Source organism: Rhodococcus sp. IEGM 1351 (assembly GCF_030056875.1).
In the GTDB taxonomy this organism is placed as follows: Bacteria; Actinomycetota; Actinomycetes; order Mycobacteriales; family Mycobacteriaceae; genus Rhodococcus_F; species Rhodococcus_F opacus.
In genome coordinates this window covers 21,458-34,377 of record NZ_JASHKU010000039.1, presented here as the reverse complement: position 1 = coordinate 34,377, position 12,920 = coordinate 21,458, and the positions used below count along the sequence as shown (strand labels likewise).

General features: G+C 65.8%; 11 protein-coding genes and 2 pseudogenes. 4 read left to right on the top strand and 9 right to left on the bottom strand.

What is annotated here, in order from left to right:
- Nucleotides 1-65 precede the first annotated feature (65 nt).
- Nucleotides 66-1,013 (bottom strand): hypothetical protein, encoded by a 948-nt coding sequence (locus tag QM806_RS37685; RefSeq protein WP_120660893.1) that lies wholly within the window; start codon nt 1,011-1,013, stop codon nt 66-68.
- 1,174 nt (nt 1,014-2,187) lie between these two features.
- On the opposite strand from QM806_RS37685, the gene QM806_RS37680 reads away from it, so the two are divergent.
- Nucleotides 2,188-2,466 (top strand): hypothetical protein, encoded by a 279-nt coding sequence (locus QM806_RS37680; RefSeq protein WP_283294797.1) that lies wholly within the window; start codon nt 2,188-2,190, stop codon nt 2,464-2,466.
- 488 nt (nt 2,467-2,954) lie between these two features.
- Here the strand turns inward: QM806_RS37680 and QM806_RS37675 are convergent, their stop codons facing one another.
- From QM806_RS37675 to QM806_RS37665, 3 genes and pseudogenes are all read right to left on the bottom strand, one after another.
- On the bottom strand, nt 2,955-3,554 hold the full coding sequence (locus QM806_RS37675) for a VOC family protein (RefSeq protein ID WP_005568098.1): 600 nt from the start codon (nt 3,552-3,554) through the stop codon (nt 2,955-2,957).
- A 354-nt stretch (nt 3,555-3,908) separates the two neighbouring features.
- On the bottom strand, nt 3,909-4,442 hold the full coding sequence (locus QM806_RS37670) for an Rv2253 family sensor-like surface protein (protein WP_502943953.1): 534 nt from the start codon (nt 4,440-4,442) through the stop codon (nt 3,909-3,911).
- 22 nt (nt 4,443-4,464) lie between these two features.
- Nucleotides 4,465-4,975, bottom strand: a pseudogene (locus QM806_RS37665) (phosphatidylserine/phosphatidylglycerophosphate/cardiolipin synthase family protein); the annotation flags it as partial.
- Between the two features lie 146 nt (nt 4,976-5,121).
- Here QM806_RS37665 and QM806_RS37660 point away from each other — a divergent pair.
- The 3 genes from QM806_RS37660 (at nt 5,122) to QM806_RS37650 (ending at nt 8,097) form a co-directional block, all read left to right on the top strand.
- Nucleotides 5,122-6,183 (top strand): tyrosine-type recombinase/integrase, encoded by a 1,062-nt coding sequence (locus tag QM806_RS37660; RefSeq protein WP_043779817.1) that lies wholly within the window; start codon nt 5,122-5,124, stop codon nt 6,181-6,183.
- Nucleotides 6,173-6,487 carry a helix-turn-helix domain-containing protein gene (locus QM806_RS37655; RefSeq protein WP_005265299.1) on the top strand — a complete coding sequence of 105 codons (315 nt, stop codon included), beginning with the start codon at nt 6,173-6,175 and terminating at the stop codon, nt 6,485-6,487. Before QM806_RS37660 ends, QM806_RS37655 begins: the two co-directional genes overlap by 11 nt.
- 386 nt (nt 6,488-6,873) lie before the next feature.
- Complete coding sequence (locus tag QM806_RS37650; RefSeq protein WP_005573457.1) at nt 6,874-8,097, top strand: site-specific integrase; 1,224 nt, start codon at nt 6,874-6,876, stop codon at nt 8,095-8,097.
- A 47-nt stretch (nt 8,098-8,144) separates the two neighbouring features.
- Here the strand turns inward: QM806_RS37650 and QM806_RS37645 are convergent.
- The 5 genes and pseudogenes from QM806_RS37645 to QM806_RS37625 form a co-directional block, all read right to left on the bottom strand.
- A pseudogene (locus QM806_RS37645) lies at nt 8,145-8,582 on the bottom strand (phospholipase D-like domain-containing protein); the annotation flags it as partial.
- A 357-nt stretch (nt 8,583-8,939) separates the two neighbouring features.
- Nucleotides 8,940-9,890: a dihydropteroate synthase gene (gene folP / locus QM806_RS37640; RefSeq protein WP_445758183.1), complete on the bottom strand. Its 951-nt coding sequence runs from the start codon at nt 9,888-9,890 to the stop codon at nt 8,940-8,942.
- Nucleotides 9,868-10,917 (bottom strand): maleylacetate reductase, encoded by a 1,050-nt coding sequence (locus tag QM806_RS37635; RefSeq protein ID WP_167120047.1) that lies wholly within the window; start codon nt 10,915-10,917, stop codon nt 9,868-9,870. The genes folP and QM806_RS37635 overlap by 23 nt, the downstream gene beginning before the upstream one ends.
- Nucleotides 10,914-11,780 (bottom strand): dioxygenase family protein, encoded by an 867-nt coding sequence (locus QM806_RS37630; RefSeq protein ID WP_206033288.1) that lies wholly within the window; start codon nt 11,778-11,780, stop codon nt 10,914-10,916. Before QM806_RS37630 ends, QM806_RS37635 begins: the two co-directional genes overlap by 4 nt.
- 10 nt (nt 11,781-11,790) lie before the next feature.
- Nucleotides 11,791-12,876: a zinc-binding dehydrogenase gene (locus QM806_RS37625; protein WP_283294789.1), complete on the bottom strand. Its 1,086-nt coding sequence runs from the start codon at nt 12,874-12,876 to the stop codon at nt 11,791-11,793.
- Between the last annotated feature and the right edge of the window lie 44 nt (nt 12,877-12,920).

Below are 12,920 nucleotides of genomic sequence, written 5' to 3'. Positions count from 1 at the left end.
ACGTCACGATGTGGGATATCGACGATCGACCGTGAAGCGAGCCCTGTGCGGCGGATGGCGCAGCGTCAACTCGACGCGCTCACCGACGAGGACCGCGCGGGCCGTCGGAGTGCGGCCGCCGCCATCGTGAGCGCCACGGCATCCTCCGCAAGCGCGGCCTGCCAGTCCGGCATCCGCCGGCCGGCCCACTGCCGCCACCACGCGCCGCCGTAGGAGCCGGCGAGGGCGCCGACGGTTCCGATGATCAGGGCCGACGCCGTGTCGGCACGGTCGCGGCGGGCCAGCGCCGCGGCGCCTCCTCCGCCTGCGATGAGTCGTCCGGTGAGCGCGGGCTGGGAGAGGCGCGACGGTACGTTCGGGTTCTTGTCGGCGACCAGTTCGCCGCCGACGAGCGCCGTCGCACCGACGAGGCGGGACCAGTGTGCCGAGCCGGGGGCACCCGAAAGCAGTGCCGCCGCGATGCCGGTGGAACTGCGGAGACCGCTGGCCACGCCGATCACGGCCGACCGGACAGTGCTCGACCGTTCCGCCCCCGGCTCCCTGCGGTTCCCCGTCGCCTCGTCCTGTTGCCGCAGGACTGTGGTGACGGTGGCGCCGTAGACGAGATGCGGCACGAGGTCGCTGAGCCAGTCCTGAGCGGTCCACTGTCGCGGGTCGCTGATGCCGCGCATGGCGATCGGGATGTCGGTGGCTGCCATCGCGGCGAGACCGATCCCGATCGTTCCGGCAGCCGGGGTCAGGCGGGCGCCGGCCCGGCGGACGAGGGCGGCGGCCACGCCGAGTCCGGTGCCGACGGCGATCCCGCCGAGCGCCCCGAACGCCGACCGCCGGGCCGCGAGCACGTCACCGCGTCCCGGTATCGCGACGCCCAGAGCGGTCGCAACGGACTCGACCGTCTTCTCCGGAACGGTGCTTGCGGGGCGGCCTCGGATCGCCATGTCCAGGTATGTGACGGCGTCGAGGATCGTGGTGCCTGCGGCACCTGCAACGATGCCGGTCGTGACAGTGTTCATCGGACTGCCTCTCTCGCGTGATTCGACGACGGGGTCGTCCTTCCCCGGAGCATCCCCCGGCGGTGTACCGGGCAAACGTGGACGGGAGTGTTGGGCGCGAGGCACGGCGGTATCCGGGCAGGGGTGAGCAGGACGCGATTGCGGGCGAGGGTGACTCGTTCGGTAGCTGGGAAAGTAGGCCAGGAATCGCGCCGGCAATGGTGGAGTCGGGGAGCGAGGCGACGCCGGATATCTTGTGGCGCAGCCAAGCGCAGCCCCCGCCAGCGATCGGTGTCAGCTGGCAGGGGCGCTACACGGACAAACCGCGCGTAGTAACGAGCGGCGCATTAGTGATCTTCGTGAGCCGGGGCATGGAAGTCCAGAGAGTGTGATCCACGCCATTGTGCAAATTTCTTCACCTCATCATTACCGACCAGTAGGTGTAGTTTCGGGGTCGTCCACGGCGCATGTGTGAATTAGTTGGCGCTGCCGAGTTCCGATTGGCATGAGTCTGCGGTATCGGCCGATAATTCTCGATTGATCAGGCGAGAATTCTACGTAATGAACCGCCGAACATGCTTTCCCACAGCATGTTCGGATGTCGCTCGGAGCTGTTCTGCGGAAACGAGCCAGGCGACGAGCTACTTGCAGGCCATTGTCGATGACGACCATCGGCCGAGTAGATCCCCGCCCGGGTGTGATGAAGAACACCACATAATTTCTCGCGAAGCGTGGTGGTCGGGAATGAGGTGTGGTCAATACCCCTGTCTGGGACCCAAAAGCGGGTATGGGTGTAGGTGATTCGGCCGTTGTGTAGGTGTCGAAGTCGGACGAGTGTGTGTGGTGCACCGTCATCGACCCGGCGGCCAGAATCTCGGCACGTGAAGGAAGAGTGTAATGGCACGGATCAGCAAGAAACTGGGGTCCGATCTACTGGATGCGTTGCGTGTCAGTGTCGTTGGCACCATTGCGTGCGCCGGACTGGTCATGGGCGTAATTGTCCTGGCGATGTGGAACTTCCCCGTACCGGGTGTGTAGGCGCGCGTGGCTTGTGGTCGTTCGCTGGTGCCGGTCATTCGGAGTGCAACACCAGGTGGCAGTTCGGCGATATAGCTGACGGGGGGTGAGCCCGTGGGTTCGGGTGATCGGTGAACGGCACCTGTGACGGGCGTCGTGTGGTGTGGAAGGAACTGGAATGCTTGGGACGGGTATGGGTGCGATGGTTGGCCTACTCGTGATTGCGGTGCTGGTGGTCCCCGTCTCGTTCGGCGTGGCGGTACGGGCGGATGCGAAGGCCCGCCGCCTCTCGGAGTCGCAGGCGCTCGAAACGGACCTGGGGCGATCGGTCGCGGTCGCGGAAGTGGCGGGTCGGTGCGATCAGTGGCGGCAGCTCGCAACGCGGGCGTGGCTGACCTGCGGCGGCGCCTCGCTTGTCGCAGTAGTGGTCGTGGGCGTCCTGGTCTGTATCGGGTGAGGGCGGCGCGGACCCGGGACCGCGCGATTTCTGGTTCGCTGCTGCGGCTGAGCTGTCGACATCGAGCCCGAGCCTCGCGTCGCACGGGAATCTGAAACCTCTCGGCTGCCCTGACATACGCGTCCTGAGATCGTCCGGTAGTGCGGCGAAGCGCCCGGTGAGCCGAAGCGGCCCGGTCGGAGTGTTCTCCGCTCCGGCCGGGCCTCGCCGGGACGTGCAACAGGGCGTCGCCGCGCTCTCCATCGGACGATTGGATCCACGCCGGTGTGCCTGGGTGGTGTGCCTGGCCAATGTCTTCCCGGGCGTTGGGGATTGCATCGGCGACCGGTACTGGGTGTGTACTGGCGCGAGGAAATGGTAGATCTGCCAGCCGGTCGCGTCGCAGCGATGTGAGCCACATCACATATGTTCTTCCCGTGGTGGCCCAACTGGATGAGTGGGGTGGTCGGTGTCGATACCCTGCCGCGGTGGCGGTGAGGGGTCCCCGATCACACTGTCTGCCATGTGAAGCCGTCGGGGTCGGTGAAGGGTTCGGCGTCGCCGCTGATGACGATCCGGTGGGCGCCCGTGCCGTCGGGGGAGACGCCGGCGTCCTTCGCGAGGGCACGGCGCCCGTAGAGCGCGAGCTTGACGTTCGGGCCGGTGGCGAACTCGACGTATTTGCGACCGAAGCTTCGTGTCACTTCCAGCCCGTGGTCGAGGTAGAACTGCTTGCTGACCTTCACGTCTTCGACGCCGAGCAACAGGACGAGGTCCTCGATGTGCCGTGTGGCCGGCCCGGTGTTCTTCTTCGACGAAGTCGCGACTTTCCAGAGCGCTCCGTCGGGGCCCTGCACGACACCGCCGTACCCCCACAAGCTCTTCTTGACCGGTTTGATTGTGGTGCCGCCATTTTCGAGGGCAGCCCCGACGTAGGCGTCGACGATGTTCGGCTGGGACACGACGAGCGAGAGGGTGTAACCGCGGAAGCCGGTGGTCGGTGCGTCCGTGTCGCGGGCACTGATGCGTTCATCTATGCCGAGTGCGGCGTGGAAGGCTTTCACCGTGGTGGGGTCGGGGGTTTCGAGGGTGAGGGATTCGATGTTCATGCCAGTGACGTTAATGCGGCCCTTGGGTAGGCGCTTCTCGATTCCTGATCAGTCTGCGCTCCGTAGTTGCATGAGCGTGAGTGCACCGAGGGTGCGCGCGAAATCCGATTTCCTAGCGCCTGCATATCGAGGTCGAGGGTGGGGGTGGCGTGCGGCTGCGCGACGAGCACGGCGCGGAGCGGGTACAACGCCGGGGGCGTCGTGGGAGTTGCCAATTGAGGGTGGCATACCGTGGCTGGTCTGGCTTCTGGACTTGGTGATCAACGGCTCCTGACGCCGCTGCAGGCCGACCACATGGTTCGACCTGAAAGGGTGAGATAGGCGGCGCGATCGTCACGGAGGACATTGCGCCTGTCAACTGCTGCCGAATGGTCCGGGAGGCGGCTCGACGGGGTAGGCCGCGACCTCCATGCTCACCGAGCCCTCGCACGGGCCGCTGTCGATATCGGTACGCCAGGAACCGGTCAGCGTCCCGTCGGATTGCGGTGTGTAGTACGCAACCGAGTGCGCCGGTGCCCACACCTTCGGCACACCCTCGCCTTGGTAGCAGTCCCACTCCCAGTCGTAGGTATGGACCCAGCTGGTCCCGTCCCAGGTGTACTGCGGCGGTTGCGGCAGTGTCGGGTTGGCTGGCGTTGGCCCATCGATCACGGTCGCTACGCAGGCGTCGTCCGTGCAACTCGTCTCGAATCTGTACGTATCGGCGAAGTCGGGCTCCCACTGCCGCGCGGCCAAACTCGTACCGTCCTTCGTCGCGGCGAAACGCTTCACCGAGTACTCGCCCGACCAGGACGGCTGCGTGGGTGCCGCCCCCGCGGGCATGGCCCCGACAACTGTCCCGGACGCGATCAACGCGACTAGTGGGGACGTGTCATTTCCGCCGGTCACGCTGCGTATTGGCCGCGGTGGTTCAGAGGTTCCAGAGTTGGAGCAGAGCGGTCCGCAGGCTGGGGGAGGCGATCCGGTGGTCGGTTCGTAGGCGGGGGTTGGGGTGCCCGAGGTCGGCGAGGGTCTGCTCGGCGTCCGGCACCGGGATCGGGGGGGAGGTCCGCTCGGCTGCGCAGGAGGTGACCGATGGCGCCGTGGGCGTGGAGGATCGCGATCGCCTCGGAATCCACGACCGCTGGGGGGTAGATCCACTCGTTGTCGGCGGTGACGAAGATCAGGACGTCACCGCGCTCGAGGCGGGTGTCGGACTTGTCGTGGTGGAACCATTCGAGATGGTACTTCGCTGCCGGCCCGGCAGGGCCGCGATGGCGGCGGGCCTGAGCTGCCCACATGTGCTGCTCGGTAGGACCGGGTGTGTAGTTGACGGTGTGTCGAAGAAACATCCGGGGGATCTTGGCGGGCAGGAACCCGGGGTCGGCGCGCCCGCGGCTCGTGACCCCGGGCAGTGGTACCGCGCGTCCGATCTGCCATTCGATTGGAAGTGGCATACGTTCGTTCTCTCGGAAATTCCCTGCGAGCTGGTCATTCAGCCCGGTTTGGGGAGTCCACTGTTGTCGAGGTGGGATTCCGTTCGTGTCGGTACCACCTTGACGAGCAAGGTGGCCTTAACCTGTGTGGTATGAGTCACACATTTCGTGTGGTGCAGGGCAGGACGGTCGAGGTCGCCCACGCGTCGACCGATCCGCTGACCTTTCAACTCGAATGCGTCGAGGCGTTCGTGACCTCGCGGGTGGTCCGAGGCTTCAGTGCGGTAACCATCGAGAACGAGACAGGTGAGCTCGAGCGGATGCTGGCGGCGTTGGGCAAACCGGTGTGGGAGGCCACCGCCGACGATGTCGATCGAGTGGTCGGAGCGATGGCCGCGGACGGCTTGCTGGCGTCGACTCGACGCAGATATGTGCAGGCGCTGAGCAGTTTTCACCGGTTCCTGATCACCCGCCGCGCCGGGGAGATCGAGGCGTTGTTCGGGGTGCGGTTGACGAACCCGATCGACGAGTTCAATGCGAGCCGTCATGTCGGTGACGATTCACCGAGGCTGCTTCCACCTCCGAGCGTGAGTCGGGTGGCCGTCTTCTTCGACTTCCTCAAGGAACGGATCGGCTCGGCTCGCAAGTACGCGCCAGCGGCCCGGGATTATGCGCTGTTCCGGACCTTGTATCACGCCGGGTTGCGCTCCGATGAGGCGTCCAAACTCGAGATCGCGGACGTCTACTTCGGGCAGGGCCCGTTCGGAAAGTTGCATGTGCGGTTCGGCAAGGGTGCCCGCACCTCCGGGCCGCGGCCGCGGTGGGTTCCGATGCTCGACCACCTCGATCTGGTGGTGCGGTGGTATCTCGAGGATGTACGACCGAAGTTGCCGGAATCGGCGGTGTTGTTCTGCGATCAGAGTGGTGGTGCGATGGCCCGAGGCACGATCCGCAACCGTCTGCGGTATCTGCAGGATCTCGAGCACTGCTCGCCGGCGGACCGGTTCAGCCCGCACGCGCTGCGCCGGGCATGCGCCACCCACAACTACGAACGAGGAGTCGATCTCGTTGCGATACAACAGATGTTAGGGCACTGGACGGTGGGATCGACGATGCGGTACGTCCGTCCGTCGGAGACGTTCATCGAGGACGCCTACCGCAGCGCGGTGTCCGACACCGTCGCGTTCCTGCAGGGAGATGATGATGCACATTAGATGGAAACTGCGGATGGCCGCGGCGCAACGGGAAGTATGGACCGGCACCCAGCTGCGCCGTCTGCTCGCCGAACGCGGCGGACTCGAGCTGTCGTCGGCGTCGGTGTCGGCGTTGTTCACCAAGGAACCCTCGCAGATCAAGCTCAGCACGCTGCTGGCGTTGTGCACTGCGCTCGACTGCACCCCGAACGACCTGTTCGACCTCGACACCACGCCCGATCGGGTCCCCGCCGAGCCCTCGGCGCCGACAGCGTCGGAGCCCGCGGCGCGGCGAGTCGGCGGCCGGTCGATGCCGCCGGTGTGACGAAGAAGGTCGGGGACTGCACCCGCTGCGGTCGGCCGCGGGGCCGACTGGGCCGCGATTTGTGCTGCCGGTGCTGGCGCAACGCGGTCGCCGCTGCGGCGAAGTCGCCGTGTCCGGGCTGCGGGATCGAGCGGGTCTTGAGTCCGGACACCGGGCGATGCCGGTCGTGCTCGCGCACCTGCCACGACTGCGGTGCCGCCGTGCGCGGCAAGGACGAGAGCCGGTGCCGGCGGTGCCGCCGCCGCCGTGACCTCGCCGCCGCCCGCCGACGCTGTCCGCGTTGCGGCCGCGACGGCTACTTACGCGAACGCACCGGTTGGTGCGGACCGTGCTCACAACCGGGGCCGGCGCCGAAGCCGGCCGCCGCATGCACCGAATGCGGGCGCGTGATCCGCGGCGGCGGGGCGAGGCTGTGCAACCGCTGCCGGCAACGCCGCCCCCAACGCCCCTACACCCGCGCCGAGCACCTCCTCGCCGAACTCGATGATCCGCCGAATTGGCTGTGGGACTTCGCTATCCATGTGTCGACCCGGTATTGTCCGGCGCTGGCGACACGTCTGGTGAGTCAGCTCGGGGCGCTGCTGCGCACCGAGCCGCGGGCATTGCCGCAGACCTTACTCGACCGGGCCCGCATCCCCGGCCGCTCGATCGGGTCGCTCGCGAAGGTGCTCGAGGACTTCTTCACCGCCCGCGGCCTTGCCCTGCCCACCGACCAGTCGCAGCGGCTCGCGGCCGGTCGCCGGGAGCGACGCGTGCAGGCCGTGCCCGAACCGTTGCGGCCCGCCGTCGCCGCGTTCGAACGCGCAATGCTCGACGAACGAGGCCGCGCCCGCCGCGCCGGGACCCGGCCCCGCGCCGACACCACCATCGACAAGCGATTGGCCCAGATCCGTGACCTGTCATGTCATCTCGTCGGACGCGGGATCGAGGACTGGGCGCAGGTCGATAAGGCCGTGATCGAGGACTACCTCGCCGAGGTGTCGCCGGCCGGCCGCCCCCTGGACGGACTTCGCCACTTCTTCCGCTTCGCTCGCCGCAGCAAGCTCATCCTGATCGATCCCACCGCCGAGCTGCGCGTGCGCACGCCCCGCGGATTCCATGGACGGACCCTGCCGCGCTCGCGACAGCGCGAACTGTTCACGCGCTGGTGCACATCAACCGAGGTGGCGCCGAACGAGGCCCTCGTCGGCCTGATGGCGTTGATCCACGGTGCCTCACAGCACGAACTGCGTCACCTGCAGCTCGCCGACATCGATCCCCAGCACCGCACGGTTCGGCTCGGCCGCCGCCCACAACCGATCCCGCTGGACCCGGCGACCTGGGCCGCACTGACCCAATGCCTCGAGCACCGCACATCCGGCACCCACAATCCCCACGTCATCGTCACCATCCGAACCCGATCCGGGCGGACACCGGCGTCCCGGCCCTACCTCAGCCACCTCCTCGACCCCGCCGACACCACGATCTCCACGCTGCGCGCCTCCCGACTGCTGGCCTTGGCCAACAGCCACGATCCCAATCTGATTGCCACCACCTACGGCATGAGCGCCGAGGGCGTCCTGGCCTACTTCGCCGACCGCGTCGATCCCACCCTGCTCGCGGACCTGTGAGATTTCAGGCGTCACCGTGCACACGTTCGCACGAACCTGTGCGCTTTGGTGGTGGCGTTGTCGAGAAACACCTGATCGACCTCGGTGATCTCCTCGATGTCGTCGATGAACGCCCGGACGGCGGTCACGATGTCGGGGTCGTCGGTGATGACCGCGGCTTCCTCGGCGAGGGTGGAGCTGTGGGAGGCGTTGGCGGAGCCGATGACCGCCCGCCGGTCGGTGGCGATGACGTTGGCGTGCAGGTTCGGTGATGACAGCACCCGCACCCCGGCGTCCAGGTAGTAGGCGAGCGCGATCGGGGAGGTCGCGTGGGCGCGCACCGCGGCGCGGGAGGCGTTGACGACAAGGACATCCCCGGCACGCAGCGGCAGCAGGGTGGGCGCGTCCTGGCCGAGGTGCGCGATCGCGGCACGGCGGGGACCGCGCGTGCGGATCGCGCGGGTGAGGTGCGGCCACGGGCGCGGACCGTGGAAGGTGGTCCCCATACCCGGAAACGGTAGCGGGTGCGAAACGCCCGGTTGGGTGGATCCGGGTACTACCGGCATCCCGCGGATAGTGCCCAGATCCAGCCGCTGAACTGCGCAGATGACACGTCCCCTTCCCCCAGGAACTGACTCGCGTAGTCCGTTACTGGTGAAACGGTTGCTGCCATGGGCGACGGTCCCTCGTTCGGATTCGGTTCGGCTGCTCGGTACCACGCGTGCGTGCCGCGCACGACCCCGAGAAATTGCGTTACTCCGCCCGCAACGACACCAACATCGCAGGAACGCCTGCTGCATATGATTTCTCGTGCGTGATGAGGACATCGCCCTCGTCGAAGATGTACTTGGCGGTGGTGTCGGTCATGAAATCAGTTTCCTCGCGTGTGGGTTGGTTCGATGCAGGGAAGGGACAAGCGAGTCTTCGCTTGAGAAGTGCTCTGTTTCGGCTTCCGCGCGTTCCCACATCTGGGTCGTCAGAAGCGCGTCCACACTGCTTCTGGGGTCATGGACACGAACACCCCAGACTCCCGCTCGTGCGGCGAGGACGGAAATCGCTGCTGTCGCTGTGTCGCGATCGTCGACCGGGCGTTCAGTGGCTCCATCAGCGAGTAGCGTGCCCAGAAATCGCTTGCGGGAGGCCCCGATGAGGACCCGGGTTCCAGACGCAACCAACGACGGCAGTGCGGCGAGCAGGGCCCAGTTGTCCGAAGCAGACTTGGCGAATCCGAGCCCGGGATCGATGATGAGAGAACGGGCGTGGACCCCTGCGGCAATTGCCTTGGTTGCACAATTGTCCAGGTGGTCGCGGACGTCGTCCACGACGTTAGCGTACTCACCGACCGTCTGGTGGTGTCGGTAGCTTGTTGGTGTAACCCAGTGGTTGAGAATAAGATGTGCCCCGGACGCAGCTGCGACGGAATACATTCGGGGATCTGCGCATCCGCCCGAAACATCATTGATGTATGTAGCACCGGCCGCGGTGGCCGCTTCGGCGACGTCGGCGCGCATAGTATCGACGCTGACGGTGATACCAGATGCGACGAGCCCTGTGATGACGGGAAGAACCCGGGAGCGTTCGAGTTCCGCTCCGATCCGGCGAGCACCGGGACGAGTCGATTCACCCCCGACATCAATGATTCCGGCACCGTCGGTGTGAAGCTGGATCCCGTGGGTGATGGCCCTCTCCGGGGCTAGAAATCGGCCCCCGTCCGAAAAGGAATCAGACGTGACATTAAGGATTCCCATCACCGCTACGTGAAGGTCGGCGGCCGACGTGGTCGAAGCCATATCAGAGCCGGTCCAGTTCATCATTGAGTGCGGCTTCGAGCAGCGCACGAATGCCTTCCGCTGTGATCGGGTGAGGATTCGGGTAGGGCCGACGTGTCGCCAGCTCGACGGCCCAGTCGATGTCTTTTTCCCGGAATCCGAGTTCGCGCAGGCTGGTTGGTCCGCCGCAGGAGCGCACAAGGTCCTGAAGTCCCTGAGCGGCGTTCGGCACTCCCAGTGCGCGGCATATCGTACGTTCTGTGTCTGGTGACGCACGAGCGTTGTACTCGATGACATAGGGAAGCATCACCGTGTGGGTGTCGGCGTGCGGCAACCCGAACGACCCGCCGAGTGTGTGGCAGATCTTGTGGTGGAGAGCCATGCTCACGCTACCCAGACATACTCCGGCGAGCCAGGCTCCTTGGAGGGCATCCGAGCGAGCGGAGATGTCGCGCTCCGATCCCAACCCCGGCAGTGCCTCTCCGACGAGCCGAATCGCCTCCTCGGCCATCAAGGACACAACCGGGGAACCATCGTCGGCGTATAGAGCCTCCACCGCGTGAGCCATGGCATTGACCGAGCTCGTCACCGCCAGCGGGGAGGGGAGACCGGTCGTCAGTTGGGGATCGTAGATAACGGTCGTCGGTGCCACGGCTTCATCTCGCCCCGTTGTCTTCACTCCTGCATCTGTAATTCCCCAGATCGGCGACATTTCCGAACCGGAGAACGTCGTCGGTACCGCCAGGATCGGCGCCCGACGCCGGAGCGCGAATGCCTTGGCAAGGCCGATCGAGGAACCGCCGCCGATCGCGACGTATCCGTCGACGTCGCCTTTGGAATTCTGTTGTGCGCCTGAGTCGACGTGCTCAATCGGCACATGTTGTACGAGATCTGCTGTTCGGGCAACGACCACGCCGTCGAGTGATGCGATGATCGACTCGTCGATACGTCGACTCGCGAGCAGGTGCACTCGCCGAAGTCCGAGGCGGGCGACTTCGGCGCGTAGCTCGGTGACGGTGCCCTCCCCGAAGACGACCCGTGTGGCCCGCGAGGTGTGTATGAAGCTGTTCACGACGGATCGGCGGTCAGGATGAGGTCGATATGTGCGTGACGGAAGGGATTGCTCGTGCCGTAATACTCCGCCTGCTGGGGGTCGTCAATTAGAGAGAACTCGACAATGAGGCTTTCCTTGACTCCGAAGACGGCATCCGAATCCAGGTACGGGGACCCGTCGACGAAGATGTGCGTGGTGATGGGGTGGTGGCCGGCCGCTCCTGCGATGAAGTGGATGTGTGCTGGCCGATACGGGTGCCGCTTGGTGCGTTCGAGCAACTGACCGACGGGGCCGTCAGTCGGGATGGGGTAGTGCGCGGGCACGATCGTCTTGAAGTGAAAGGAGCCGTTGGCGTCGGTGTTGAAGAGCCCACGCAGATTCAGATCCGGCACCAAGTCAGGGTTCTGCACGTCGTAGAAGCCCTTCTCATCTGCCTGCCAGACGTCGACGAGGGCACCGGCGAGCGGTGTTCCGTCCACCGACGCGACGGTGCCGGTAACCACGCACGGTTCACCGCCATCGGCCAGGGAGATATCGTCCCCGAGGGCGCGTGGGGGTGAGTCCACCATGTGGAACGGTCCGAGGACCGTGGTTTCGGTCGCCCCTACCGGAATTCGGTTGGTGATGGAATCGACGAGCATCGACAGGCCCAGGACATCGGAGAGAAGGATGAATTCCTGTCGTGTCGCGTCGCATTTCTGACCGGTGTGGGTGAGGAACTCGATGCCGGCCTCCCACTCGGTCTGGGTGAGTTCTACGTCCTTGGCGAAGGCGTGGAGATGTCGGACAAGGCTGCGTAGTATGTCGCGGAGCCGGGGATCGGTGGTCTCATCGAATGCTGCGGCGGCCACCTCCGCTGAGTTGTCTTCCGTGAAGACCAACCGAGGTTCGTTAGAAACGGACGACACCGGTGATCACCTCCTTGTTGCGGGCAGCGCTGAACGCCGCGTTGACCTCGTCGAGTGAGAAAGTCTTCGAGATGATGTGTGTCGAGTCGATGATGCCGTTTTCGAGCATCGAGGCATACAGGGGAATGTCCCGTTTGAGGTAGCCTCCACCGGTCTGCGAGCTGGAGATGCGCTTCGCGCCGACTCCGAAGTCGAGTGCATTGAGGGTGATCGAATCGGCAGGTTGTGCCATCGAGGTCGGAACAACGACGCCGCCGCCGCGAGCCATCGCGAACGCCTGCTCTGCGGCGAGTGTGGTACCGCCGGCCTCCAGTGCTGCATCGACTCCACGACCGCCGGTCAGTTCCTTGACCTGCTGGACGGGGTCGCCATCCGCGGGGTCGACCAGGTGCGTGGCCCCGAGATCGGCCGCCAAGGCCCTCCTGACCGGATCCCACTCGATGGCGATGATCGTTCGCGCTCCTGCGACGCGTGCCGCCTGGACCATCCACAGCCCCAGGTGGCCGCAGCCCACAATGGCGACTGACCATCCGGGTTGGACACCAGCGACATTGAAGACAGCGCCGAGTCCGCTGATGACGCCGCATCCGAGCACCGATGCCTGTTCGATCGAGATGTCGGCATCGATGGTGACAATGCCGGACTCGCGTAGGACCATGAACTCTGCTAGCGCTCCGACTCCTCCGTCGACGTAGACGGCGGTGCCGTCGCTGCGGACGCCGACCTCCCGCGGCGGCACCATGCCCCCGAAGATCTCGTCGCAGGATGAGGGTGTGCCCTGCAGGCAGGGGTAGCAGAGGTTGCATTCGGCCGAGCCGGCGGTTGCGATCCTGTCACCAGTACGCGTGCGAGTGACTCCAGGTCCGACTGCCCGAACGATTCCGGTCCCCGCATGCCCAGTGATGAACGGGGGAGGAACAAGGGTGAGCCCCTCGGTGGCGAGTACGTCCGTCACGCAGACAGCAACGGCGTTCATTTCGACAACCACCTCGCCGGGGCCGGGTTCGCGGAGCGTGACCTCCTCGATGAGCAGGGGCGAGTCAACCCCCACGTGCAGTGCAGCTTTCATCGGTGAAAGTCCTCCGTCGAATCGTGGTTCAGTGTGCGCATGCG